We start from the raw sequence: 26,036 nt of genomic DNA, 5'->3' as shown, positions 1-26,036 counted from the left end.
TCTAGTACTCCCGTGACAGTGATCCTTACGTGGTCGCGRCCCGGTGAGTCCGGGCTGAGCGGCTACCTGACCCGGATGCCGTACTGGGCGATCCGCCGGTAGAGCGTGGACCGGCTCAGGCCGACCCGCTCGGCTGCCTCGGCCATGGTGAGGGACGGGTCGTTCAGAGCCCGCACGATCTCGTCCCGCTCGAACGTCTCCAGTCGCGTCAGCCGGTGGCGGCCGTGCGAGAGCACCTCGGCCGGGAGGTGTCCGACGTCGATCGGGTCGTGGCGGCGAGCCAGTTTCTTGACGACCTGCATCAGCTGCTCGACGTTGCCCGGCCAACGATGGTCGGACAGGGCGCGTTCGGCCGCCGGGGTCAGATCCACCTCGCGGCCCCGTGCCCGCAGGGCCGCCACCCGCGCCAACGGCCCGATGTCCTCGGGCCGTTGGCGCAGCGGTGCGACCGGGACGATCCCGTCAACGATCGCGCGCAGTGCGGCCGGGATATCCTCGAACCGCTCTACCGTGATCACGAAGGGTAGGCAGCCCGCCGGGTCGGCTGCGCCCGATCGCGCCTCGACCCGGGCCCTGAGCACCCGGTCCCGCACCTGTTCGGCCACCCACAGGGGGAGCAGGTCGACGTCGCGCACGATGACCGCCGTGCTCGCCTTCGTCAGCTCCGGGGTCCACAGGGACAGCCACGGCTCGACGTCCGCCGCTGCCGGGTTGCTCGCGGCCAGGATGCGGTAGCGCGGAAAGGCCCGGCGCAGGGCCTGCGCGAGCGCCGTCGTACGGCCACTGCCCGGCTCGCCGACACAGGCCACGACCCGCCCGTCGCGCAGGCCCGCCTCTGCCAGTGACACCGCACGGCGCCAGGAGCCGGAGAGGTCGTGCAGACTGCCGGCCCCKGGCTCCGCGCGCGGGCTTTCCACCCGGAACACCTCGCCGCGTGGGCGCGGGCGGCCACCCGTGACGCCCCCGGACCGCAACCGCATCAGGTCCGTCGTGTGCTGCGCGGCGGACTCAGYCAGCGCGAGCAGCAGGTTGCTCGACGACTCCGACCAGGTCGTCAGGTTGACCGAGCCCTCGAGGCGTCCGGTCCCTGGGTGGAGCACCGGCGCCGCGGCGCAGGTGTAGCAGCACAGCCCGACGGCGTAGTGCTCCTCGGCCCGCACCAGGGACGGGGCGCGGTCCGCCAGCGCGAGCCCGAGTCCCGWCGTACCCACCACCCGCTCGGCGTAGGAGAAGCCCGGCGCGAGGTGGACCCGGTCCAGCGCGCGCAGGAGGCTGGTGTCCCCGCTGAGACGGTTGAGCACCAAGCCGTCCGCGTCGGTCAACATCAGGCTGACRGGCTCCGCGGCCAGCGTCCGGTGGAGGCTGGCCAGCACCTCGCGGCCGCTGTCGTAGAACAGCGAGCTCTGGTCGWTCGTGCCGGAGAAGACCGGGTCGACGTCGTCGAGGGAGACGCCGTACTCCTCGCTGCGCTGCCAGGAGGCCATCAGCCGGCAGGAGACGTCCGACCGGGTGTGGTCGCGCCCCGCGCGCGCCTMGGCCGCGAACCCGCGGGCACGTGCCGGGATGACGTCGTCGGGCATGACACTCCCTGAAAGCCCCGCTGTGATCCAGGTCATAAGCGTAGGCGCCAGCCTCGTCCCTGGCACGGCCGCGCGTGTCTCAGTTTGGGACATTCGGTCATCCCACAATGAGACATCGACCCCGGGACCTCTCCCCCCACGCGGGCACTAGCCTCCCGACAGGCCCGCGATGGCCGTGGGCCGGAGGAGGACCAGGATGTACRCCAAGGACGGTGAGAACTACTTCATCGTGGACGCCCACATCGCGTTGTGGGACGGGCGMCCGGAGAACCAGCGCAACGTCCACGGCAAGCAGTTCATCGACTGCTTCTACGCCTACCACACGAGCTTTACCCCGGCGTCGGAGATGTGGGAGTACGACGAGTACCTCTACCAGGGCGGCGAGCGGCTGATGAAGGATGTGTTCGAGACCGGGTACGTCGACCACGCCATCTTCYAACCCGCCTACCTCGGGGAGTTCTACACCAACGGGTTCGGGCAGACCGAAGAGGCGTTCGCGCTCACCCAGGCCCACCCCGACAAGCTGACCTACAACCACAACTGGGATCCGCGCAACGGCGAGGCCGGCCTCGACCAGCTCCGCGCCGACGCCGAGAGGTTCGGTCTCAAGGGGGTCAAGCTCTACACCGCGGAGTGGAAAGGCGGCTCGCGCGGATGGAAGCTGACCGATCCCTGGGCTTATCGGTACCTGGAGGCCTGCCAGGAGTTAGGCATCAAGAACATCCACGTCCACAAGGGACCGACCATCAAGCCGCTGGACCGCGACGCGTTCGACGTCGCCGACATCGACCACGTCGCAAGCGATTTCGAAGACCTGAACTTCATTGTGGAGCACGTGGGGATGCCCCGGCTGGAGGACTTCTGCTGGATCGCGACCCAGGAGACCAACGTATACGGCGGACTCGCGGTGGTCATGCACTTCATGTACTCGAAGCCGCGCTACTTCGCCCAGGTCATGGGCGAACTTCTCTACTGGATCGGCGAGGACAAGATCCAGTTCTCCTCCGACTACGCGATCTGGACGCCCAAGTGGCTCATCGAGAGTTTCGTCGACTGGCAGTTCCCCGAGGACATGGGGTACGCACCCATCACCACGGAGCAGAAGAAGAAGATCCTCGGGCTCAACGCCGCCAAGATGTACGACCTCCCGGTGCCGGCCGAGCTGCGGCTGGCAGGCGCGTGATGACCGTCGCGTCAGCCGTCCTGACCGAGGCCGACGTACGACGGCAGCTGGACCAGGTCGTCGACCCGGAGCTGGGATCCGGATCAGCGCCCGCCGCGGCAGCAGCCGCCCACCCCGGGCCAGCAGCGCGTTGCGCCGGGTGATCTCGGCGGCGTTCGCGCGCAACCGGTCCTCGCCGCGCGCGACGAGCACGAGGTTGACGAGCACGAGGTCGGCGCCCCGGGCGGCGAACTCGCGGGCGAAGACGGCGCCGATGCCCGTCGACGCACCGATGATCAGTGCGGTCTGCCCGCGGAGATCCACTGCCTCTCCCTACCACAGTCTCTCCCTACCACAGTTCTCCCTATCGGCAGGGTGGCCCGGCCACGGGGAGGCGAGGCTTGCCCTGGCAGGTGAGTTGTCCGCCTGTGAGTTATCCGACGGATCGCGGATTGGCGGCGACGGCGGGGCGTCGAGGGAACAGGATCTGGACCGATGGCTCGACGACCGGGAACACCGCACCCCCCGACCTGCCTGACCTGCGCCGCGACCACCTCACCGGCGGGGGCGGGCAMGGCGGGGACGGACCCCGAGCTCGATCATCGGGAACGTCCGAGCTGTCCGGGCCAGACCAGGAGCAGACTCTGATCAATCTGTCAAACCGCTGTACACAACCCCCCTCTTGCGCGGTAGCTTGCGACTGGTCACAGTGTTTGCCGGATCAGCTACGCACTGGGGTGAACCGTGCGGGTTCATCAGCATCATCGGCGTACGGCCGGCCGTGCCGACCGGCGGCGGCCCCAGCCACGGGACGACGCAACGAAGCATGGTCCCCGCCCGGTCGGACATCCGTCGCCGGGCTGTGACCGGTGCGCCACGAGGCGCCGGTGCGGAACGTGAGGGGATGGTCATGAACGGCCTGGAACTGTCGCCCACCCGGGCCTCGGACCGGCTCGGTCTGGCGTCCGCCGGACGGGCCGCGGCGGTACTCTCCCGGGAGATCACCTTCGCCGATCCCGATCCGGTGACGCTCACCGAACTCGACGACCGGCTGCACCGGTACGCCACGACCCTGTTCTCCGCCCCACACACGACGCTGGTGGGCCCGGTCATCGCCGACTGGCGGCGGGTCCAGGCCGCCCTGGGACGGCGGCTGTCCCCGACGGTGCACGCCGAACTGACCCRGGTCGCCGGCTACTTGTCGTTCTCCCTCGGGATGCTGGCCGTCGACACCGGCGACGACACCTCGGCGCGGCGGTTCGCGACCCTCACCGAGCAGTTCGCCGCCCAGCTCGACGACCGGCTGCTCACCGGCACCGCGCACAGCCTGGACGCGGCGATCGCCTTCGTCACCGGACGCTACGCCGCCGCCGGCAACGCCGCGGCCAAGGCGGCCGCCGTCGACCATCCCTACCTGCACGGCTGGGCGGCGGCGGTGCAGGTCACCGTCGCCGCGGCCACCGGCGACGAGGCAGCCCTCGACGCCGCCCTGAACCGACTGCGCCACCGGCCGACCGTGCTCGGCCTGCGCCATCCCGGCTGGCCCCCCTTCGACGAGGTCCGGGAGGCCTGCGTCGTCGCCGACGCGATGGCCCGCCTCGGGATGCCCGGGGCGCGGTCCGCCGCCTACACCGCGATCGACCTGACCACCCCGGCGACCCTCGACCGCGGCTGGGCGCTGGCGTCGCTCGCCGCCACCACGCTGCGCCGCGATCCCGCGGTGGCCCAAGCCGCCCTCCTCGAGGTGGAGGACATCCTCGACAAGCACCCGTCGCGGGTGCTCACCCTGAGGATGAACGAGATCCTGATGCTCACCTCGGCGCACGCCGAGCGCGCCTCGCGGCGGGCCGGCGCCGCCTGAGCCGAGCCCGGGGGAGCAGGTCACCGGGCCGGGCGGCCGGCCGCGGCGCGCAGCCGCGCACCGCGGCGCACGAGCAGCCGTTCGGCCAGCGCGTCGGCGCGTTCGATGTCCTCGAGGGTGGCCCGCGTGCGCCGCTCGACCTCCAGGATCGCCGCCAGCAGCTCGGCGGACAGCCGGGTGCGGGCGGCGACCCGGGCGACGCTGGGAGGCAGCGCGGGCGCGCTGCCCGGCACGGCGGGCACGGCGGGCCGGGCGGTGGTGGTCGGACGAGAAGTCAGATGCGCCAGAGCCATACTCCAGTGATATCGCGGCCGGTACGCACCGCAACATCTTGACTTCTCGGCGAATCCGGGATCAGCATCGCCCCACAGGACATCCACAGGGTCGCGGCAGGTTACCCACCGGCTTGTCGACAGGTTTATCCACATAACGATCTTTGTGTGGTGAATGTCACATTCCTGAAGGTTGGGGATGCCGATCGCGGTTCCGGTATTCCGGTCCATTCACGTAACCGGATGATCCTGTTACAGTGTGCACCGACAAGATCGGGGGTCACATGACAAGGTGGGACGATCCGCACCGGCAACCGCAGCAGCCCGGGCCGGCCGGATACTACGAGCCGTACGGATACGAGCCGTACGGACAGCCGCCGCCTCACGGCCAGGCCGGCGGGCCGGGTCCGACGCCGTATCCGATCGGCCCGCCGCAACCCTTCCCGGGTCCCGGCCCGGGCCAGGGCTACCCGCCGGTACCGCCGAAGTCGGTCGCGGTCGCGCTGCTGCTGACCTTCCTGTGGCTGGGCGTGGGCCACATCTACGCCGGCAAGACCACCACGGGTGTCGTGCTTCTGATCGCCGACCTGTTCCTGTGGATGTTCTCCTTCTTCATCATCACACTGATCATCACCGTTCCGGTGTGGTTCATCGTGTGGGTGATCGCCATGGTCAGCTCCGCCTCGGCGGTCCAGGAGTACAACACCCGGCTCGGCTACCCGCGCGGCTGACCACCGCCGCGGGCGAGTAGGGCGTCCACCAACCGGCGGGCGTCGGCGAGATCGACCGGGTCGGCGACGAACAGGATGCGGTACATCATCGGCGCCATGACTCCCTCGACGATCTCACCAACCCCGGGGGTGGGTTCACCGCGACGCGCGGCCCGTTCGACGATGACCCCGATCTGCTCGCGGATGTACAGGTCACAGCGGCACGCCGGCCGGTCGTCGCCGCAGGAAGCGACCAGGTCGCGCAGGAACGCCCGGCCCGCGGGGGAGGACATCTCCTCCAGGTACTGCTCGCAGTAGGCGGCGAGATCGCCGCGCAGCGACCCGGTGTCCACCGGCGGGGTCTCCGGGCGCAGCCGCTCGGCGGCGACGTCGGCGAGCAGCTCGGTCAGATCCCCCCAGCGCCGGTAGACGGTGGAGGCGGTCACCCCCGCCCGGGCGGCGACCAGCGGCACCGTGATCTCGTGCCGACCCCGCTCGGCCTGCAGCGCGCGCGCCGCGGCATGCACGGACTGCTGGACCCGCGCGCTACGCCCCCCGGGCCGCGGACCCTCGGACGGACTCACGCATCCAGCCTAACGCACATCCTTTGCGTTAACGTCGGGCCGAGGGTACCGTCGGGCGCTAACGCAAAATCTTAGCTTTAGCTGTCCGGTGAAGGGAAACCCGATGTCCTCCCAACCCATCGCCACCGGCCTTCCCGCCGACCAGACCGGCCAGACCGGCGCCGCCGGTTACGGGACCCCGTCCTCGGCCACCGCCCCGGTACCGGCGGTGGCCCTGCCGCGGCAGGCCGCGGCCCGCGACGCCCCGTCCGACCCGGGCGCGGCGCCCCACCGGGGCAGGCTGTCCCCGCGCGCCGGATTCCTCCTGCAGACGTCGATGATCGGCTCGTTCCTCGCCGCGTCCTCGGCCCCCACCCCCCTCTACCCGGTCTACCAGGCCCGCTGGGGGTTCTCCCCGATCACCGTGACCGTCGTGTTCGCCGTGTACGCCCTGGCCGTCCTCGCTGCGCTGCTCACCGTCGGAGCCCTCTCCGACCACATCGGGCGCCGTCCGGTGCTGCTCGCCTCCTCGCTGCTGCTCGCCGCCGCCCTGGCGGTGTTCGCCACCGCCGGCGGGGTGGGGGAACTGACCGTCGGCCGCGTTCTGCAGGGCCTGGCGACCGGCGCCGCCAGTGGCGCCCTCGGCGCCGGCCTGCTCGACCTCGACCGGGCCCGCGGCACCCTGGCCAACGGAGTCGGCCCGTTCACCGGCCTGGCCCTGGGCGCCCTCGGGTCCAGTCTGCTCGTGGCCTACCTGCCCGCTCCCACCCGTCTGGTCTACCTGGTGCTGTGCGCGATCGTGCTCGCCCAGGCGGTCGGGGTCGCGGCGATGCCCGAGACCGCACCGCGCATCCCCGGAGCGCTCGCGTCGCTGCGCCCGACCATCGGCGTACCCRCCGCCGCCCGCCGCGACCTGCTGATCGCCGCGCCCTGCCTGGTCGCATCCTGGGCCCTGAGCGGGTTCTACCTCTCCCTCGGCCCGAGCCTGGCCCGTCTCGTCGTCGACTCCCGCTGGGTCGTGCTGGGAGGTCTCGCGGTCTTCGCCCTCACCGYGACCGCGGCCCTGACGGTGCTGCTCCTGCGCGACACCGCTGCCCGTACCGTGATGTTCCTCGGTGCCCTGGGCCTGCTCGTCGGCGTCGGTGTCACCCTGCTCGGCGCGGACCTTCCCTCCACCCCGACGTTCTTCGTCGGCACCACGCTGGCCGGTATCGGTCTCGGCGCCGGTTTCCAGGGCGGCCTGCGCGTCCTGATCCCCCTGGTCGCCCCGCACGAACGCGCCGGCCTGCTCTCGACCGTCTACGTGCTGTGCTACCTCGCCTTCGGCGTCCCCGCGGTCGTCGCCGGCTACCTGGTCACCCACCACGGGCTGCTGCCCACCGCCCGCGGGTACGGCCTGGTCGTCATGGCCCTCGCCGCGCTGGCGCTTCTCGGCCTGCTCACCCGCGCCCGGCGCCCGGCGCCCGGCGCCTGACGGTCCGGCGGATCAGCCGCCGGTCTTCGGCCAGCGTCCCGACTACTGGGGATACGCCAGCAGCGTGAAGTGCGGGATGCGGCATGCAGGAGGCATGGGCGCGGCCCGAGGTTGCTGGTCCGGGTGAGCTGTTTGCGGTGGAGGGCAGGACCGCTGTGGTCACCGGTGCTGCCGGTGCGTGYCGGTGATCGGCGATCTGTCGACGGAGCGGGGTGTCGATGTTGGAGTGGCTGGGGCGCGTTGGCCGAGGTCGAGCTCAGGGCCGGTCGGTGGCGGTGGTTGTCCCTGACCGGTCGGGGATGAAGATCTCCTCGATGGCCAGGCTGAAGATGTCGGCGAGGGTGAATGCCAGGAGAAGACTGGGGTCGTACCGTTCGGTCTCGATCGCGTTGATGGTCTGCCGGGACACCCGGCATCGGTCGGCCAGGTAGGCCTGGCTCCACCGGCGTTCCGCCCGCAGCACGCGCAGCCGGTTCTTCATCGGCGTAGACGGGTGCGCAGGTCTGCGATCAGCAGCCACATCGCCACGCCGCCGATGGTGATTATCTGGGTGAGCTGGCGTAGCTGGACGATGCCGGCGGCGTCGAGCAGGGCGGCTAGCTGAAGCCCTACCAGGACTGCCGCGAAGGTAATCGCCATGCTCTCCACTTGGATCTTGCGCTGGTACTCGTCGGCGCGGCGGAAGGCGCGCAGCAGTACCCATGCCACGGCGAGCGTGAACGCGCCGCTGGCCCCCAGCCACCAGGCCTTCTGGGCGGCGGTCTGGTCGGGGCCGCTGCCCAGGGCCAGAGCGATCCCGCCGAGGGTGGCGACGGGGAGACCGTCCAGGAAGATCGCCCTGCGGGCGGCGCGTGTCACGTTGTCCCGCCGCGTCTCATCGGTCATGTCATCGGTCATGGCATGAATGTAAAGTCGACTTTCCATAAAGTCAAGTTTGCTTGTCATAGGCGGCCCTGGGCGTCAACGTAGGAGGAGTGAGAGGAGACCGGCGTGGTGTCCCCGCGCGCCTACCTGGCCCATCTCGCGCAGACCGGCCCCGCGCTCTGGCCATCCTCGACCTCGCCGGGCCAAGCCGCGGCCCGGTTCTAACGCCGCCAGGGGGAACGCGACCCGGGGCGCGGCGCCGGCTCGGTCGCCGCCCAGATCCGCCGCCACCGCGCCGTCGGGGTGTTCGGGGCGCCACGCAGCCGCGCGGAGACCGCCGCCGACCCCGCGGCCCCACCCGTCCCACCCGTCCCACCCGGTCGGGGGACCGCCCGCGGGCTGGTCCGACCGGGGAAGCCCCCACCACCGGCCGCACCGCCGGGGTCCCCGGCGGTGCGGCCCGCCGGCTCGGACCCCGCCGGGGTCGCTGCGACGTCCGGGGCCGAGCGCGCCGCCGGCACCTGCGCCGCATCCCCGACCCGCGCCTCCTCAGCCGTCCCAGCCGTATCGGGCAGACCAGCCGCACCGGGCAGACCCGAGGCGAAGGCCGCCCGCGTCGCCTCCCACCAGGAGGTCGCGTCCTCGGCGCAGAGCCGGTCGACCTCGGCGGCCAGCCGCGCGGTGAACGCCCGCACATCCTCACCCGGCGCGGGGCGCATCGGCCGGCCGAACCGCACCGACACCGGCGGACGGCCCGCCACCGGCCAGGACCGTCCCCGCGGCATCGCCGCGTACGCACCCCGCAGCCCCACCGGAACCACCGGCACCCCCGCGTTGATCGCCAGATAGGCGGCCCCCAACCGGAACCGGCCCCGCGCCCCGTCCCGCGACCGCGTCCCCTCCGGGAAGATCACCAGGTTCCAGCCGTCCCCCAGCAGGTTCATCGGCGTCGCCGACGGCGCCCCACCGTGCCGTTCGATCGGCACCGTCGCGAACGCGAACGCACTCGACGCCCCCCGCCAGGCACTGTCGAAGAAATAGTCCGCCGCCGCCGTCACCACCGTACGCGCCCRCACCCACCCGGGCACCGTGCACAACAGCAGCGKGGCGTCCAGATGACTGCTGTGATTCGACACGATGATCACCGGGGTGTCGCGGACCCCGTCGAACGCCTCCGCACCGTGCACCGCCACCGTCAGCGTCGTCCGCAGCAGCGGGCGCATCACCCCACGCAGAAACACCCCCCGGGCGGCCCGCGCCGCCGGGCGACGCGCCCACGCGGTCGGGAACTCCCGCGGCACCTCGGGGACCCGATGCGCCTCGGCGCTGCCCGGGACCGGCCCGCGGCCCCCCGGCCGCCACCCGGCCAGCACCGCCCGCAGCCCCACACCCCGTCGCGGCCTACCCGCCATCCCGTTCACCTCTGCCCCTGCCGATCCGGTCCACCGCTGGCACCTGTGCTCCGCCGCGCATGGCCACCGCGTCCCAGCCGGCGACCGCRCGATCCGTGACCCGCATCTCCCGCGGTCACCGTACTTCGGCGATCAGATGGGGTGGGGAGTGCAGATAGGTGATAGACGGATCACGGCCCACCGATCCCGACACCATCTCCAACGCATCCGCCAACGTCGACRCCGCCCGGAACCCCAGCCGCGCGCACGCCGCCYGATCACCGCCCACCCACACCACATCCCCCACATGGGCCATCGCCGGCGCCGCCTCATACCAGCGGTGGAACGGATGCACCCCGTGATGAGCAAGCGACGTCCGATACAGCGACGCATACCAGGGATCGGTGGCGTACTGCCGTTCGAACTTCGCCTCCACCGTCGCAGCCTCGGTCGACTCGGCGAGCACCTCCTCGTAGAAGTCCACGTAGGAGGGGTGATGCAGCTGGGAGAACCGTGGCGTCAGCGGATGGTAGACGATCAACGCCCCGTTCTCGCGGACCACCGGCCGCCCCCGGTACCGGCCGAAAACCTCCCCGAGCGCGCCGTGCGCCGCCAGCACCGGGTTGACCACCGCACCCGCGTCGAACGGCCCGAACGGGCCCAGCCCGACGACAACGACGTCGCTTTGCCCATCGACGGTGACCCGCTGCTGGGCGTCGACCGCCGCCGCCGCGACCGCCGCGACCGCCGTAGGATCCCCCGCGCTCACCGAGGTGACCGCATAGTCGGCAGCGAAGTCACGCAGCAGCCGGCGGYGCGCCCGCGACCCCACCAGCTCCAGGCCACGGCCCAGCCCGACCGCCATCGCCTGATCGGCCAGCGACCACTCCCACTCCCGGCGGGTCAGGAACGGATAGTGCACCGGCGCCGTCGCGGCGTTCACCGTCACCGCGACGGCGAACACCCGCACCGCCTCGCACAGCAGCCGACCCATCCGCGCCGCCGGACCCGGCGGCGCACCAACCCCCCCATCCCCGACGCCGCCAGCGCCGTCCCCGGGCAGGCCGACGCGGCGGACCGCCGCGGCGACGCTGTGCACGTGACGCAGCGTCGCATACGACGACAGGCCGGTCACGAGCCCGCCCGCACCGACCGCCGCCGGGCTCTGCACGACCCCGACGTGCACCAGCAGGTCGGCGGCGGCGACCCGGCGGGAAACCTCCACCTGCTCGTCGGCGTCGGTCACCCCCACGACGGTGAGATTGTCAGGATCCTCCGCGTCATGGCTGCGCAACTGTCCGGGCCAGAACGAGCGGAACACCCGCTCCCCGACGATCCGCTCCACCTCGCCGGCGCTCAACCGCCGGTTCAACCCGTTCGCCACGACCAGCGCCACATCGTCGACACCGGCCGCCGCCGCCGCCGTCAGCACCGCCTCGATGATCCGCCCCCGCACATCCGGGCGACGCATCCGCGGCAACGGCGTCGACAGATCGTCAAAACTGATCGTCAGCCRCATCCCCGGACGCAGCAACGCCRCCAGCGGCTCGCTGCCCACCGGCGCCGCCAACGCCGCGGCGATCGCCGCATCGACGTCACCGACCCCGGRCAGCGACTCGGGCGGATACACCACCCGTGTCCCGAGCGGGAACTGCTCGAGCAGCACGCCCTCACCCTGGTGCACCAGCAGCGGGGGAGTCCGCTCGTCAACCTCGAGCACGAACCCCGGTCTCACCAGCATGATCCCTTCCACGTCCGGCACGAAGGGACAACCCCTCCGTGTTGGCGCCCCGYCCGGCGGCGCAGCCCCGCCATGACCCCACCCGCCCCGGCCCTCGGCCCGATCCCGGCACGCCCGCTCACAGCGCCACCGTCGGATCGAACGCAATCCGCACCGCACCGAGCCGACCCGCGCACAACGCGTGCTCCAACGCCTCCCGCCAGCGGGTCAGCGGATACGTCGCCGCGACCACCCCGTCCAACGGGGCGCCGGCGGCCAACGCGAACGCCCGGGCCAGCACCGAAGGCGCCGCGCCGCGCCGCGCCGCCCCCACCAACTCCAACCCCCGCGCCCACAGCGGCGTCAGATCCACCCGGCCCGTGGGCACACCCGAAAGCACCACCCGCCCCCCCGCCCGGGTCGTGCGCAGCGCCGTGGACAACGACGACGCCCGCCCCGCCGCGTCGAACGCGACATCCACCCCGCCGAGCAGGAACGCCCCACCCRCCCGCGGCGACACCCGCATCGCATGCGTGGCCCGACGCACCCCGGCGACCGCCCCGTCCGGGTCGAACACCACGTCCGCCCCGAACCGGCGCGCCAGCTCCGCCTGGCGGGGATACTTCGCCACCACCGCCACCTGCCCCGCCTCGGTATGGGCCCGCAACGCAAGCACCGTGCACAACCCGGCCGCCCCCGCCCCGACGACGAGGACCCGCTGCCCGGCGCCGACCCGCGCCCGGTCCACGGCATGCACCGCGGCGGCCAGCGGGTCGACGAGCACCGCMCGGGCATCCGGCAACGTCGCGGGCACCGGGCACAGCTGCCCACGGTGGGCGAGCATCACCCGGCTCCACCCACCGCCGCCCACCCCCCGCGCCCACCCGCCGTCACCGGCTCTGCCGTCACCGACTCTGCCGTCACCGGTCCCGGGACCGCTGCCCGGCGCCGGATCGACAACGACCCGGTCCCCGGCCGCCAGCACCCGCCCGTCGTCCAACGTCACCGACTCCTGCACCTCGGCGACGACCTCCTGACCCGGCACGAACGGCAGACCCACCATCGCCGTCAGATAGGCCGACACCCGACCCGTCACCAACGCCAGATCCGACCCGCTGATCCCCGCCAGCCGCGGCCGCACCGTCACCCACCCCGGACCCGGCACCACCGGATCACCATGCTCGACATAGCGCAGCGGCGCCGCCACCCCGGCCAGCCCCGACCACCCCGACGGCCCCGCCCCGACCAGCCGCGACGCCGCCTGCCGCGACACCGACGCATACAGCTCCAACCCGCGGGTCACCGCCCACCCCCCGACACCACGACCCCCGCCGGCCCCGTGCCCGGGCCTGGCCTTGAGCTCAAGGCCGCCGCCCCCGCCCGCGCCGCCGCGGCCCGCAGGCCACGCTCCCGACGGTCCCCGACGACCAGACGCGGCTCCCCGGCCGCCGACGCCCACTCCTCGATCGGCCACCCCGCCCCCCGCGCCACCTGATGCAACGCGAGATCCGGGTTCACCGCCACCGGGTTACCGACCGCCCGCAGCAACGGCAGATCCGACTGGCTGTCCGCATACGCCCACGACACCCCCAGATCCGCCCCCAACACCCGCGCATGATGATCAATGAACGCCGCCCGCGCATCCCCGACCAGCGGCGAGGACTCCAACCGGCCGGTCAGCAGACCATCCGCACCCACCTCCAGCCGCGCGGCGACCACATCGTCGAACAACGGCGCGAACGGCCGCGTCAACACCTCCACCGCCCCGGTCAGCAGCACCGTGCGATGCCCCGCCGCCCGATGCTCACGCACCCGACGGATCCCCGCCGGTTTCACCCGCCGCAGCAGAATGTCCCCGGCGACCTCCACCACCAGCCGTTCCAACTCCGCCGGATCCACCCCCGCGTAGCGCGCGTACACCGACCGCATCAGATGCCCCCGGTCACGACGCTCCGCACGCACATACCGCGGCAACGCCACCGCCAGCGACGCAAGCTCCCGCACCCGCCGCGGCGCCGAGGCGTCCGCCAACCGCATCCACAGATACRACTCGATCACCGTCGCCGACGCCACCGCCCCATCCAGGTCGAACACCGCCAGCACCCCGTCACCGGCGGCCAGATGCCCCGACAGCCGCCGCGGCGGCGCGGGATCACGCGGCCGGCGCAGCACCGCCGTCACCGCCGGGCAGTGCACGTCCTGCAGATAGTGCCGCCAGTCGAAACACGCCGGATCAAACCCGAACTCCGCCTGATCGGCCGGATCCATCGCCGCGTGCAACGCACCCGTGGCGTCGTCGACATAGACCAGCTCCGCCTTCGTGTACGCCCGGTACACATCCGAGTAGCGGCGCAGAAACCCCACCCGGCTCTCCGCCCGCTCCAGCTCCCCGRCAAACCGGCGCACCCGATCCGAGGGCGGGGCATGCTCCAACGCCCGGCCCGCCAACCCCACCAGCCGCTCCGAGCGACGCAGCTTCGCCTCCACCGCCGCCGCCCCCGCGAACGGCCACTCCGGCACCGCGAACGTCCCCCGACCGCGCCGCGGCAACGGATCGGCCTGGAAATAGTCCCGCACATAGGCGTACAGATCCCGAAACAGCAACGGATTACGAAAACCCGAACACACCGTGTAATAGGCCGGGGTGTCCGCCGGCGGCACCACCGCCGCCGCCGCCAGGATCGCGTTGACAACCAGATCCACCGGGATGATGTCCACCACCGCGTCCGGGGAGGCGGGGAAGTCCGGCAGCTCACCGCGGCCATAGGCCAGGATCAGCGGCTCGGCCATCTTGAACCCCTCGATCCACCCCGGGAACGGCCGGCGCAGCGCACTCTCGATGATCGAGGGACGGACGACCGTCAACGGCAGATCCCCGTGATGATCCTCCAGATACCGCTCACCCAACGCCTTGGTGAACGTGTACGCATCCGTCCACCCCAGCACCTGCGCCCGCTCACCCCCGGCCGTCACCATCCGCCGCGCCACCCACGCCCGGCGCAGCCGCTCCGCCTCCGCCGACACCGTCTGCGCCCCGGCGGCGGCGAACCGCCGCGACGCCTGCGCCCKAAACCGCGCCGAACACTCCGGCGCCCGCGAGGCGTCCTCGGTCTGCTGGCGCACCCGCGACGCCGCATCCCACTCGACCCGCCAGTCCACGTCATGGGCCAGCGGCCCCTCGGCGATGTGCCCCGAACGCAACCCCGCCACATACGCCGTCGACACATGCACCAGATGAGGCCTGGCCCCCCCGGCCGCAAGCGCCCGCAGCAGCTCCGCCACCCCACCGACGTTCGTGGTGAACGCCTCGTCGACCGGCGGGTCGAACGACACCTCCCCGGCACAGTGGATGACCACGTCGAGGTCGGCGGGCAGATCCGGCATCGACGCCAGATCCCCCTCGATCACCTCCACCCGCTCGGCGAGCAGCGCCGCCACCCCCGCCGCACCCAACCCCTCCCGCAACCCGCGAAACGCCGGCTTCCGCATCATCCGCGCCAGCCGCGCCGCCCCGCTGTGACTGCCCCGCGGCCGCACCAGCGCCACCACCGCCGTGTCGGGGAAGTCCGACAGCAACCGTTCCAGCAGCRCCTCCCCGACGAACCCGGTCACCCCGGTCACCAGGACCCGCCTGCCCGCGAGCCGCTCACGCAGCCCCACCCTGACCTCCGCTGCCGTCACCTGCACCGCCACCTGCTCGTCCGGTGAGCATCCGCTGCACCGCTGCGCCGCCTGGGCCCTGCTCGTCCGGGTGGGCACCCGCCCACCCGAAGCTCACCCGGAGGGCAACAGTAGGCGACGATCCGCCCCCGCGACGTCAACCGGCGCACCGCCTGCGTGTGCCCACGCCGAGGTACGCAGGGAAACCTACCGTCACCAGGGCAGCGCCATGACGGGCAGCCCCACCACCCACCCGCCGAGATGACCCTGCGCGTCACTGCGACAGCCGGACGAACACGCCCGCTCAATCGGCAACCGGACGAACACGCCGGCTGAGGCCGTCCACGGCCTCAGCCACCCGCGGCCTCGGCCAGCGCCCGCACCAGCCGCGTGCACGAACCGGTCAGCCCCCACCGTTCGGCGAGCGCCCCCACCGCCGCCGGATCGACCGGCGCCGCCGGCAGCAGATCAGCGAAGGCACCCACCGGCACGTCCCGCACCACCGCCACCACCCCCACCGCGGCACGCACATAGTCCCGGGCGCCCCGCAACCGACGCCGCGCCCCGGCCGGCAGACCCGCGCCGCCGTCGGCGTCAACCGCGGCGAGCACCGCCGCGAGCGACCCGAACCGGGTCAGCAGCGCCGCGGCGGTCTTCGCCCCGATCCCCGCCACCCCCGGCAACCCGTCACTGGGATCACCGCGCAGCACCGCGAAATCGGCATAGGCCCGCCCCGGAACGCCGTAGCGTGCCGTCACCGCCGCCTCGTCCACCACCGCGAACTTCTCCACCGCGTACCGCACCCGCACCCCGGCCGCGTCGTCGACGAGCTGGAACAGGTCCCGGTCACCGGTCAGAATGTCCACCTCCCCCCGGTGACGGGTCGCCAGCGTCGCGATCACGTCGTCAGCCTCGAACCCGGCGGCCTCCGCCCGGGCGATCCCGAACGCGTCGAGGACCTCGTCGATGATCGGGAGCTGGGCGAGCAGGTCGCCGTCCACCCGCTCGACCTGCCCGCCCCCGCCGGCCTCGCCGGCCCCGACGTCGGCGACCCGGTGCGCCTTGTAGGACGCCAGCAGCGCCACCCGGAACGCCGGCCGCCAGTCGGCGTCGAAACACGCCACGACCCGCTTCGGGCGCACCTCGCCGATCTGCCGGGCCAGCACGTCGAGCAGTCCCCGCACCGCGTTCACCGGCGTGCCGTCGGGAGCCCGCACCGAACGCGGCACCCCGAAAAACGACCGGAAGTACAGCGACGGGGTGTCGACAAGCATCAGCCGACCGTCCGCCCCCGCCCGCTCACCCACAAACACCGTCCCACCCTCCCCGCACACAGCCGGTACCCATCCCAGCGGCTATCCCCACGGGACCAGACCACGGACCAGAAACATCCACATCATCCCCCGTCCTCCTGCATACGCTCCGAACGTGCTGGAAGATCTCGACCGTCAAATCGTGCAGATGCTGTGCCGAGATGGGCGTATGAGCTTCACCGACCTCGGCCGAGCCACCGGCCTGTCGGTCTCCGCCGTCCATCAGCGCGTCCGACGCCTGGAACAGCGTGGAGTGATCACCTCCTACACGGCGCTCGTCGACCCCGCCCAGGTCGGCCTGCCCCTGACCGCCTTCATCTCGATCACACCGATCGACCCGAGCCAACCCGACGACGCCGCCGACCGGCTCGCCCACATCGTCGAGATCGAGGCCTGCCACAGCGTCGCCGGCGACGAGAGCTACCTGCTCAAGGTGCGAGTCGCCACCCCCGGCGACCTCGAGACGCTGCTGCAGCAGATCCGCGCCGCCGCGAACGTCTCCACCCGCACCATGGTCGTGCTCTCCACCCCCTACGAAGGACGCCCCCCCGCCCTGTGAACACCCGCCGGACCAACCCCCGCCCCGGACCGCCCCCGGACCGGAGCGCCGCTCACCGCACCAGGGCACGGCCACCGCCCGGATCGAACAGATGGATCCGCGTCACGTCCAGGGCGGCAGACTCACCACCGTGACCGACGACGCCCCCCGACCCGCCCGCACCATCCTGTACCGGGGCGGGCGCATCCACACCCCGGCCGACCCGTTCGCCACCGCGATGCTCACCGACGGCGACACCATCGCCTGGGTCGGCTGCGACGCCGCCGCCACCCATCTCGACGCCGACACCGTCATCGACCTCGACGACGCCCTGATCACCCCCGCCTTCGTCGACGCCCACGTCCACACCACCGCCACCGGCCTGGCCCTGTCCGGCCTCGACCTCACCGGCACCCCCACCCGCGCCGCCGCCCTGTGCGCCCTCACCGCACACGCCCACCGCCACCCCACCACCACCCTGTTCGCCACCGGCTGGGACGAGACCACCTGGACCGACGACCCACGCCCACCCACCGCCACCGACCTCGACCGCGCCGCTGGCGGCGCGGTCGTCTACCTCGCCCGCGTCGACGGCCACAGCGCGGTGATCTCCTCCGCGCTCGCCGCCGCATCCGGCGCCCCCCACCACCCCGGCTGGCACCCCGACGGCACCGTCACCGGCCACGCCCACCACCTCGCCCGCCGGACCGCCGACGCCACCCTGACCCCCACCGGGCGCCGCGACGCCTGGAACACCACCCGCACCCGCGCCGCCGCCCTCGGCATCGTCGCCCTGCACGAGATGGCCGGACCCGACATCTCCTCCGCCGACGACCTCGCCGGCCTGCTCGCCCACGCCCGCGCCGTCCCCGGACCCGACATCGTCGGCTACTGGGCCGGGGACATCGCCACCGCCGTCGAACTCGGCACCGCCTGGGGCGGCGACGCCTTCGTCGACGGCTCCCTCGGCTCCCACACCGCCGCCCTGCACACCCCCTACGCCGACATCCCCCACATCCGCGCCACCACCCACCTCGACGCCGACACCATCCGCGACGCCGTCCTCGACTGCGCCGACGCCGGCCTACAGGCCGGCTTCCACGCCATCGGCGACGCCGCMATCACCACCGTGCTGGACGGCCTCGAAGCCGCCGCCACCACCCTCGGCCACAACCAGATCACCGCCGCCCGCCACCGCCTCGAACACGCCGAAATGACCACCCCCGACCACCTGCCCCGCATCGCCGCCCTCGGCCTCGTCGCCAGCGTCCAACCCGCCTTCGACGCCCGCTGGGGCGGCGAGAACGGCATGTACGCCACCCGCCTGGGCCCCACCCGTGCCGCCGCCATGAACCCCTTCGCCGCCATGAACCGCGCCGGCATCCCCCTGGCGTTCTCCTCCGACGCCCCCGTCACCCCCCTGGACCCCTGGGGCGCCATACGCGCCGCCGTCACCCACCACACCCCCACCGCCCGCCTCTCCGCCCGCGCCGCGTTCACCGCCGCGACCCGAGGCGGCTGGCGCGCCGCCCGCGCCGACACCGACGGCCACGGCACCCTCGCCCCCGGCGCCCCCGCCACCTACGCCGTCTGGGCCGTGCCCGGCGAACTCGTCGCCCAGGTCCCCGACGACCGCATCGCCGCCTGGTCCACCGACCCCCGCGGCGCCGTCGCCGCCCTGCCCGACCTGTCCGCGCCCGCCCCGACCTGCCTACGCACCGTCCTGCGCGGCCGCATCCTGCACGACACCCTCACCTGAACACCGGCCCCGCCCGACCTGCCCACGCACCGTCCTGCGCGGCCGCGTCCCCCTCGGCTTCGAGTCAGCTTCGAGCGTCAGGGCCGCCACACGCCCGCCGACCAGGACCGGCGTGCTCAGCACGACCCGTGTGACCGAAACTGGTCCAGTGACCCCACCGCCCGCCCGCCCGCCCCACCAAGCGGCCGGTGACACGGCCCCCATCCCACCAGCCGTCCCCGAACCGCGCGTGAACGGCGAACCACCCGTGAACGGCGAACCAGGCATGGGCCCGCGGCCAGACCCGGCGGACCCGCAACCCACCCTGAGATCCACCTTGAGATCCACCCTGATCCGCCACACCCGACGCCCACTCGCCGCGCTCCTCGGCGGCGCCCTGCTCTACCTCGCCACCCCACCGGTCGGCTGCTGGCCCCTGGCCCCCGTCGCGGTCACCCTGCTCACCCTCGCCGTCCGCAACCGGCGTCTGCGCGCCTCCTACGGCCTGGGACTGCTGTTCTCCCTCGCCTTCTGCATCCCCCTCCTGCGCTTCGTCTCCTTCGTCGGCGCAGACGGATGGCTCGTGCTCTCCCTCGCCGAAGCCGCCATCCTCGCCCTCGTCGCCCCCGCCACCACCCTCGTCTGGCGGCTACCCGGCGCCTGGCTGTGGACCGCCGCCGTCTGGGTCGCCCAGGAAGCGCTGCGCAGCCGAGCGCCCTTCGGCGGCTTCCCCTGGGGACGACTCGCCTTCACCCAGCCCGACAGCCCCTTCACCGCCCTGGCCGCCCTCGGCGGCGCCCCCGCCGTCACCGCCGCCGTCGCCGCCACCGGCGCCCTGACCGCCCTCACCATCGTCAGGATCACCACCCCCGCCCGCGGCACACCCACCCCCCGCACCCTCCCAACAGCCGCCACGGCCCGCCGCCTCGCCGCCCCCATCCTCGGCACTGCCGCCCTCACCCTCACCGGCCTGCTCGTACCCCTGCCCACCGCCCCCGAGCACGGCACCCTCACCGTCGCCGCCATCCAGGGAAACGTCCCCGCCGACGGCGGCTACCGCGCCCTCGGCCGCGCCTTCCAGGTCACCGCCAACCACGTCACCGTCACCAGGCACCTCGCCACCGACGTCACCACCGGAACACACCCACAACCCGACCTCGTCCTGTGGCCGGAGAACTCCTCCGACCTCGACCCCCTCACCAACCCCGCCGTCGCCACCGCCCTGCGCGCCGCCGCCCGCACCGCCGGCGCCCCCCTCCTCGTCGGCGCCGTCCTGGGCGGCCCCGGACCAGGCCACCTCCGCAACGCCGGCATGATCTGGACCGCTGACGGCTTCACCGGCCAGATGTACGTCAAACGCCACCCCGTCCCCTTCGCCGAATACCTCCCCGGCCGCGCCCTACTCGAAAAACTCATCCACCGCTTCGCCGACGAGATGCCCAGCGACTTCCTCGCCGGCACCACCCCCGGCGCGCTCCACGCCGCCGGCACCACCATCGGAGACATCATCTGCTTCGAAGTCGCCTACGACGGCCTCGTCCGCGACACCGTCAACCACGGCGCCGATATCCTCGTCATCCAGACAAACAACGCATMCTTCGGTCGCAAAGGTGAAAGCCAACAGCAACTCGCCATGTCACGTCTGCGCGCAGTCGAACACGGCCGGGCCACCGTCCAGGTCTCCACCAGCGGTGAAAGCGCCCTCATCACTCCCGACGGCACCCTGCTCGCCAAAACCGGCCTCTACGAAGCAGGCATCCTCACCGCCGCGCTACCCCGACGCACCACCCGCACCCYCGCCGACCAGGCCGGGATCCTCCCGGAGGCGGTTCTCATCGCCCTCGGCCTGACCGCCATGATGGCAGGGGTGATCCACGCCCGGCGAACCCGTCCCACGGCCCGGACCGTGACACCGCCAACACCGACATGACCGCCAACACCGACATGACCGCCACCCCGTAGCCGGCACACCACCAAACCCCATGACCCCGCGAAACGACACCGACAGCGCCACCCACCGTGACGCCACCCGGGCAGACACYACCGCGGACATGGTCCCTGACCAGGAGAGGAAGCGCGTGGATCCCAACCGCGTTGTCGTCTGCGTCCCGACCTACAACGAACGGGACAACCTACCKGACACCGCCCGCCGCCTGCGGACGGCCAACCCGACGGTCGACCTGCTCGTCATCGACGACGCCAGCCCCGACGGCACCGGGAAGATCGCCGACGAACTCGCCGCCTCCGACGACCACATCCACGTCCTGCACCGCGAAGGCAAATCCGGCCTCGGCACCGCCTACGTCGCCGGGTTCTCCTGGGCACTACACCACGGCTACACCGTCATCGTCGAAATGGACGCCGACGGCTCCCACCAACCCGAGCAGCTACCCCGCCTGCTCGCCGCCCTCGACCAYGCCGACCTCGTCATCGGATCCCGCTGGATACCCGGGGGAGAGGTCCGCAACTGGCCGCGGCGCCGCTTCCTGCTCTCCCGCGGCGCCAACCTCTACGTCCGCGCCGCCCTCGGCATACCCCTACGCGACGCCACCGCCGGCTTCCGCGCCTACCGCGCCGACGTCCTCCGCGACCGCGACCTGCACCGCGTCACCTCCCAGGGCTACTGCTTCCAGGTCGACCTCGCCTGGCAGGCCTGGCGCCGCGGCTTCCGCGTCCGCGAAGTCCCCATCACCTTCGTCGAACGCGAACGCGGCACCTCCAAGATGAGCAACRCCGTCGTCGCCGAAGCCCTCTGGCGCGTCGCCTGGTGGGCCGCCACCACCCGACGCCACCGCCCCACCCCGAAGACAACCACCGACACCACACCCCACGAGCCCCTCCACACCCCCCAGGACCGCAACGTCACCCAGGACCGCAACGTCACCCAGGACCGCAACGTCACCTCCGGCCACGCCTGAATCCGACGCCCACCGGCCGAACCGGCCCCCCACCACCGCCCAACACCCGACCGCCCAACACCCGACCGCCCAACACCCGACCGCCCAACACCCGACCCGAGGCCGCACGCAACCAGTCGGCACAACACGATGCGACACCCGGCCGGACCCGACGCGGCCACCACGGCCGCCCGGGCACGGCTCAACCCGCCCCGTGCCCGGCAGCCCACCCCACGAACACGACACAACGAACCGACCGCGGACACGGCGAAAGGTCGGACACGGCAACCACCCMGCGCCCGACCCCTACCGCACAACCACCCAAACGATCAGGCCGATCAGGCTGAACGCCTGTCCGTACCGGCACCCCGCAGAACGGCCAACCGCTCCGCCAGGACCTCTTCAAGGTCATCCGTCGTCCGACGCTCCATCAGCATGTCCCAGTGCGTACGCGGCGGCTTCGYCTTCTTCGGCTCAGGCCGCTCACCATCGACGATGACCGACGCCCCACCACAAACCCTGCACTCCCACACCGACGGCACCTCGGCCTCAGCCGCGAAGGGCATGGTGAACTGGTGGCCGTTCGGACAGTCGTAGGACGCGGACTGCCGTGGGGCAAGCTCGGTGCTGCGGTCAGTCTCGTAGGACACAGCACCGAGACGGCTYCCCCGCAGGATGCGCTCGCCCATATAACTCCTCCGAGCGTCGAGACGTGTGCAACTACCCCTCGATAACGTTCCAGCCAGCCCAGGCGTTCCCACCGACGAAGGACCACCAACACAACCATGAACACCCAACGCTCCMACTCCACCACAAAATACCGCACCGCCCACTCCCGAACCCTGCACACCACCACCCTCGGCATCACCCGCGCCACCATCGGCATCCTCGCCCTCAGCCGCCCCGTCGACATCATCCGCCTCACCGGCGTCGACCGCGTCACAGCCGGCAGACTCGCCTGGCTCGCCCGACTCGCCGGCATCCGCGACCTCGCCCTCGGCACCGGCCTCCTCCACGCCCTGATCACCCGCCGCGACACCACCACCTGGCTGTGGACCGGAATGATCGCCGACGCCGCGGACGTTGCCGTCCTTGCAACCGCCACCACCCGCGGCGAACTCCCACCCATGATCGGCACCGCCATGACCACCGCCGCCCTCGGCGGCGTCACCGCCGCCGTCCCCCTCGCCCTGCCCCGACACCACCCGAACACCGACCCACCACCGACCATCGACACCGGGGGAGAGCACCACCACCCCGCCCCACCCACTCCCACCCGCAGAAAGGCAGCCACGACACCATGACCGACCCCCACGACACCACCGGACCCGACAAAATCGTCAAGACCGACGAGCAGTGGCGCGCCGAACTCGACCCCGAGCGCTACGCCATCCTCCGCCGCGCCGCCACCGAACCCCCCTTCACCGGCGCCTACACCTACAGCAAAGAAAACGGCACCTACCGCTGCGGCGGCTGCGGCGCCGCCCTGTTCACCTCCGACACCAAATACGACTCCGGCTCCGGCTGGCCCAGCTTCACCCAACCTGCCGTCGCCGACGCCCTCGAACTCGTCGAAGACCACTCCCACGGCATGATCCGCACCGAAGTCCGCTGCGCCCGCTGCGGCGGACACCTCGGCCATGTCTTCGACGACGGACCCGGCCCCACCGGCCAGCGCTACTGCATGAACAGCCTCGCCCTCGACCTCGACCCCCACTGAAGCCGCCTCCAGGTAAACCGTTTCCCCCGCAGCCCGGGCTGCCAGGCACAGGGAAGCAGGGCCCACACCTCGGCGGGTTCACGCCGGGCCCTCCCCCACCCACCAAAAACGCCGATAATGAGCATTATGTCAAGTAGAGCTGGTCGCAGGGCCTCCCCTCCTCGGCCCCGGGCCGCTCAGCCGCAGTTGATTCACCGGCCCGGCTGAACGTGACACACCTCGACCGGTGGCGTCCCCGGCCAGCGATGTCCCCCATCCGGATGCCGCCGGTCAAACCCGGCCGTCACCGGCCATACGAGGCTTCCATGCCTACCAATGATCAACTTGGCTTGATCTGCCTTTACTCCCCCGGTGCTGGTTGGTGTTTTTGTTTTTGATCATGGCATGTGAGATGTCGTCAACACTGTTGATTATCTTGAAGTGAATGTGGGGGACCTGGGCACGGTCCGCGGTCCCCCAGCGGACCGTCACCGCCCATGCCTTGAACAGCTCGGCAGCCGCGCCCTGGATGACGGCGTTACGGGCGAACCTGCCCCGGGCCGCCTCCGGGACGGCGACGTTCGCCGCCGCGTCGGGATCGTCGGGCGGGTCGGCAGCGGATGCTGCGGCGACCTGGCGCTCCGAGCTACGAGCTGCTGATCGACGAGGCCGCGGTCCGGCGACCGTCCGCGCCGCCGCCGGTGATGCGCGAGCAGCTCGCGCATCTGGCGGCTCGGGCCGACGAGGAGAACGTCACGGTGCGGGTGCTGCCGATCGAGGCGGTGGTCCGCGACTACCAGACGTTGCCGGGAGCGCTGTCGCTCTACACCTATCCCGATCCGGGCGACCCGGTGGTGGCGGCGATCGAGTCCATCACCACCGACGTCATCGTGACGGATTCCGCGCAGGTCGCACGGTACGCCGAGCGGTACGACCTGCTGGCCGAGGTGGCGCTGTCCCCCGGCGACAGCGTCGAGTTCATCAGCCAGGCCGCGACGAAGCTGCCTKACCGTTAGGAAGCGACCACCATGAACAGTGCCGTGAGCACCCCCGCCTTCGCCTCCCTCGTCACCGCCTGGCGCAAGTCCAGCCGCAGCGAGCCGACCGCCAACTGTGTTCAGGTGGCCGCGGCCGGGGCTGGCGCGGCCCGCCGGATAGGCGTCCGCGACTCCAAATTCCCGTCAGGCCCTGATTTGTGGTTCACCCCGGCCGTCTGGGCGGCCTTCGTCGACCAGACCAGGCGGCAGCCCGGCGCGCAGATCCGGGACGGCGGCGTCATCACCGGGCACATTCCGGCCGAGCAGGTCCCAGCGGACTTCCACAGGGACGACAAGGTCTTCGAGCCGGGACGGCCGGCGATCACGATGCGCGGTACCGCCGGTTTGGATGGCCCGGTCCTCTACTTCACCGAGGTCGAGTGGGAGGCCTTCGTCGCCGGCGTGACGGCCGGCGAGTTCGACGACCTGCCCGGCGGCCTGGCGGAGGAGCCAGGGCGCCCCAGCCGGTAGCGTCACCGACGTCCCAGCCGTCAGGGGCCGCAGCCATTCAGAGGGCTGCGGCCCCTGACGCGTTCTCGCGTCCTTTCGCCCCGCCGCGCGGCGCCGAAACCCGTTGGGGCTTGTCACATTCGGTCCGAACTCGGATACTGCCCTCACGATGTGCGTTGCTGCACTGTGCAGAGCTGTGCGCAGTGATACGCACTGGCAGTCCGGGGAGGCCTGGCGTAAGCGGGCGTCACCGTCGTGGCAGAGGCCGCGTTCCAGGACCGGCTCTGGACCCCCATCTGGAACCGCTCACCGCCCACGCCGACGTGCKAATCATCCGCTGCACCGTCGACGCCGCCGTCGCCCACCAGCGGATCACCACCCGCGCCGGGCTCGATCCCCACCGCACTGCCCACGGCGACCGCGACCTCCTCGACGACATCGCCGCCGGCCGCCACTCTCTGGATGGCTTCGTCGACATCAGCCTGGACCTCCCGCGGCTCCCCGTCGACACCAGCGACGGCTACCGCCCCGGTCTCGACACCATCGCGGCGTTCCTCACCGAGTCCGTCCCGTGAGCGCTGAGCCGTCGGACGGGTCTGGCAGGCCGTGTCGACTCAGYCCGCGGCAGCTGCCGTCTCGGTGGCGCGCAGGTAGCTGTACACCGTCTCGCGGCTGACGCCGAACTCGCGGGCCAGATCGGACTTCTGCTCGCCGGCGGCGGCGCGCGCGACCAGATCCCGGGCCTGGCCCGGGGTCAGGGCGGGCTTGCGGCCGGTGTAGGCGCCGCGCTGCTTCGCGGCGGCGATGCCCTCGCGCCGGCGTTCGAGGATCAGTGCGCGCTCGAACTCGGCGAACGCGCCCATGACGGACAGCAGCAGGGTCGCCATCGGCGAGTCCTCGCCGATGAAGGTCAGGCCCTCCTTGACGAACTCGACCCGCACGCCCTTGGCCGTGAGGGTCCGCACGATGCGGCGCAGATCGTCAAGGTTGCGGGCGAGGCGGTCCATCGAGTGCACGAGCACGGTGTCGCCCTCGCGGACAAACGCGAGCATCTCGTCGAGCTTCGGCCGATCGGCATCCTTCCCGGACGCCTTGTCCGTGAACAGC

25 protein-coding genes are annotated in these 26,036 nt (G+C 72.1%); 13 read left to right on the top strand and 12 right to left on the bottom strand.

All coding sequences use genetic code 11. The annotated features are described in order from the left end of the window. Positions 1-62: 62 nt before the first annotated feature. A complete protein-coding gene (locus CcI156_RS15295) occupies positions 63-1,580 on the bottom strand; it encodes a helix-turn-helix domain-containing protein (protein ID WP_254847450.1) in 1,518 nt (505 codons plus the stop codon). Between the two features lie 196 nt (positions 1,581-1,776). Between CcI156_RS15295 and CcI156_RS15290 the strand changes: the two genes are divergently transcribed. Beyond that, on the top strand, positions 1,777-2,763 hold the full coding sequence (locus CcI156_RS15290) for an amidohydrolase family protein (RefSeq protein WP_076806395.1): 987 nt from the start codon (positions 1,777-1,779) through the stop codon (positions 2,761-2,763). Positions 2,764-3,652: 889 nt separating this feature from the next. Next, on the top strand, positions 3,653-4,603 hold the full coding sequence (locus tag CcI156_RS15285) for a hypothetical protein (protein WP_076806427.1): 951 nt from the start codon (positions 3,653-3,655) through the stop codon (positions 4,601-4,603). A gap of 20 nt (positions 4,604-4,623) precedes the next feature. Here the strand turns inward: CcI156_RS15285 and CcI156_RS15280 are convergent, their stop codons facing one another. After that, the gene (locus tag CcI156_RS15280) at positions 4,624-4,896 is read right to left on the bottom strand and encodes a hypothetical protein (protein ID WP_049760904.1); all 273 of its coding nucleotides are present in this window, start codon (positions 4,894-4,896) and stop codon (positions 4,624-4,626) included. A gap of 236 nt (positions 4,897-5,132) precedes the next feature. On the opposite strand from CcI156_RS15280, the gene CcI156_RS15275 reads away from it, so the two are divergent. Continuing rightward, positions 5,133-5,606, top strand: a complete 474-nt coding sequence (locus tag CcI156_RS15275) for a TM2 domain-containing protein (RefSeq protein WP_232235127.1) — start codon at positions 5,133-5,135, stop codon at positions 5,604-5,606. Here the strand turns inward: CcI156_RS15275 and CcI156_RS15270 are convergent. Then, entirely contained in the window at positions 5,591-6,169 is a 579-nt protein-coding gene (locus CcI156_RS15270) for a TetR/AcrR family transcriptional regulator (RefSeq protein ID WP_023841334.1), read from the bottom strand. The genes CcI156_RS15275 and CcI156_RS15270 overlap by 16 nt on opposite strands. Positions 6,170-6,272: 103 nt before the next feature. On the opposite strand from CcI156_RS15270, the gene CcI156_RS15265 reads away from it, so the two are divergent. Next, entirely contained in the window at positions 6,273-7,622 is a 1,350-nt protein-coding gene (locus CcI156_RS15265) for an MFS transporter (RefSeq protein WP_083718569.1), read from the top strand. A gap of 256 nt (positions 7,623-7,878) precedes the next feature. On the opposite strand, the gene CcI156_RS15260 is transcribed toward CcI156_RS15265, so the two are convergent. From CcI156_RS15260 to CcI156_RS15230, 7 genes are all read right to left on the bottom strand, one after another. Further along, entirely contained in the window at positions 7,879-8,103 is a 225-nt protein-coding gene (locus tag CcI156_RS15260) for a helix-turn-helix transcriptional regulator (protein ID WP_011436695.1), read from the bottom strand. After that, positions 8,100-8,519: a hypothetical protein gene (locus CcI156_RS15255; protein WP_232235128.1), complete on the bottom strand. Its 420-nt coding sequence runs from the start codon at positions 8,517-8,519 to the stop codon at positions 8,100-8,102. The genes CcI156_RS15260 and CcI156_RS15255 overlap by 4 nt, the downstream gene beginning before the upstream one ends. Before the next feature lie 188 nt (positions 8,520-8,707). Further along, positions 8,708-9,898: a lysophospholipid acyltransferase family protein gene (locus CcI156_RS15250; RefSeq protein WP_076806393.1), complete on the bottom strand. Its 1,191-nt coding sequence runs from the start codon at positions 9,896-9,898 to the stop codon at positions 8,708-8,710. Between the two features lie 115 nt (positions 9,899-10,013). Next, positions 10,014-11,618, bottom strand: coding sequence for a lactate racemase domain-containing protein (locus tag CcI156_RS15245; protein WP_076806391.1), 1,605 nt, complete (start codon positions 11,616-11,618; stop codon positions 10,014-10,016). 118 nt (positions 11,619-11,736) lie between these two features. Further along, positions 11,737-12,900, bottom strand: a complete 1,164-nt coding sequence (locus CcI156_RS15240) for a zinc-binding dehydrogenase (protein WP_076806423.1) — start codon at positions 12,898-12,900, stop codon at positions 11,737-11,739. Beyond that, on the bottom strand, positions 12,897-15,257 hold the full coding sequence (locus CcI156_RS15235) for an HAD-IB family phosphatase (RefSeq protein ID WP_076806421.1): 2,361 nt from the start codon (positions 15,255-15,257) through the stop codon (positions 12,897-12,899). Before CcI156_RS15235 ends, CcI156_RS15240 begins: the two co-directional genes overlap by 4 nt. Before the next feature lie 350 nt (positions 15,258-15,607). Beyond that, complete coding sequence (locus CcI156_RS15230) at positions 15,608-16,531, bottom strand: 5'-3' exonuclease (protein ID WP_082456744.1); 924 nt, start codon at positions 16,529-16,531, stop codon at positions 15,608-15,610. Positions 16,532-16,688: 157 nt separating this feature from the next. Between CcI156_RS15230 and CcI156_RS15225 the strand changes: the two genes are divergently transcribed. From CcI156_RS15225 to CcI156_RS15210, 4 genes are all read left to right on the top strand, one after another. Next, complete coding sequence (locus CcI156_RS15225; RefSeq protein WP_193359376.1) at positions 16,689-17,129, top strand: Lrp/AsnC family transcriptional regulator; 441 nt, start codon at positions 16,689-16,691, stop codon at positions 17,127-17,129. Positions 17,130-17,220: 91 nt separating this feature from the next. Next, on the top strand, positions 17,221-18,867 hold the full coding sequence (locus CcI156_RS15220) for an amidohydrolase (RefSeq protein ID WP_023841327.1): 1,647 nt from the start codon (positions 17,221-17,223) through the stop codon (positions 18,865-18,867). A gap of 316 nt (positions 18,868-19,183) precedes the next feature. After that, positions 19,184-20,776, top strand: coding sequence for an apolipoprotein N-acyltransferase (gene lnt / locus CcI156_RS15215; protein ID WP_254847449.1), 1,593 nt, complete (start codon positions 19,184-19,186; stop codon positions 20,774-20,776). A gap of 148 nt (positions 20,777-20,924) precedes the next feature. After that, positions 20,925-21,764 (top strand): polyprenol monophosphomannose synthase, encoded by an 840-nt coding sequence (locus CcI156_RS15210; RefSeq protein ID WP_254847448.1) that lies wholly within the window; start codon positions 20,925-20,927, stop codon positions 21,762-21,764. Between the two features lie 317 nt (positions 21,765-22,081). Here CcI156_RS15210 and CcI156_RS15205 read toward each other — a convergent pair whose 3' ends face one another. Then, complete coding sequence (locus tag CcI156_RS15205; protein WP_076806388.1) at positions 22,082-22,432, bottom strand: RNA polymerase-binding protein RbpA; 351 nt, start codon at positions 22,430-22,432, stop codon at positions 22,082-22,084. 96 nt (positions 22,433-22,528) lie between these two features. Between CcI156_RS15205 and CcI156_RS15200 the strand changes: the two genes are divergently transcribed. From CcI156_RS15200 to CcI156_RS15175, 5 genes are all read left to right on the top strand, one after another. Beyond that, positions 22,529-23,047, top strand: coding sequence for a hypothetical protein (locus CcI156_RS15200; RefSeq protein WP_076806386.1), 519 nt, complete (start codon positions 22,529-22,531; stop codon positions 23,045-23,047). Further along, positions 23,044-23,463, top strand: a complete 420-nt coding sequence (gene msrB, locus CcI156_RS15195; RefSeq protein WP_011436682.1) for a peptide-methionine (R)-S-oxide reductase MsrB — start codon at positions 23,044-23,046, stop codon at positions 23,461-23,463. The genes CcI156_RS15200 and msrB overlap by 4 nt, the downstream gene beginning before the upstream one ends. Positions 23,464-24,062: 599 nt before the next feature. After that, positions 24,063-24,458 carry a DUF5753 domain-containing protein gene (locus CcI156_RS15190; RefSeq protein ID WP_083718567.1) on the top strand — a complete coding sequence of 132 codons (396 nt, stop codon included), beginning with the start codon at positions 24,063-24,065 and terminating at the stop codon, positions 24,456-24,458. Positions 24,459-24,470: 12 nt separating this feature from the next. Continuing rightward, positions 24,471-24,950 carry a DUF397 domain-containing protein gene (locus CcI156_RS27800; protein ID WP_011436680.1) on the top strand — a complete coding sequence of 160 codons (480 nt, stop codon included), beginning with the start codon at positions 24,471-24,473 and terminating at the stop codon, positions 24,948-24,950. Positions 24,951-25,252: 302 nt separating this feature from the next. Then, positions 25,253-25,504, top strand: a complete 252-nt coding sequence (locus tag CcI156_RS15175; RefSeq protein ID WP_076806384.1) for a hypothetical protein — start codon at positions 25,253-25,255, stop codon at positions 25,502-25,504. Positions 25,505-25,543: 39 nt separating this feature from the next. Here the strand turns inward: CcI156_RS15175 and CcI156_RS15170 are convergent, their stop codons facing one another. Beyond that, entirely contained in the window at positions 25,544-26,035 is a 492-nt protein-coding gene (locus tag CcI156_RS15170; protein WP_083718565.1) for a recombinase family protein, read from the bottom strand. Position 26,036: the final 1 nt, after the last annotated feature.

It is taken from the genome of Frankia sp. CcI156 (assembly GCF_001983015.1).
Lineage (GTDB): Bacteria > Actinomycetota > Actinomycetes > Frankiales > Frankiaceae > Frankia > Frankia casuarinae.
The sequence above is the reverse complement of the archived record's forward strand: the minus strand, read 5'-3'. Positions and strand labels throughout refer to the sequence as shown.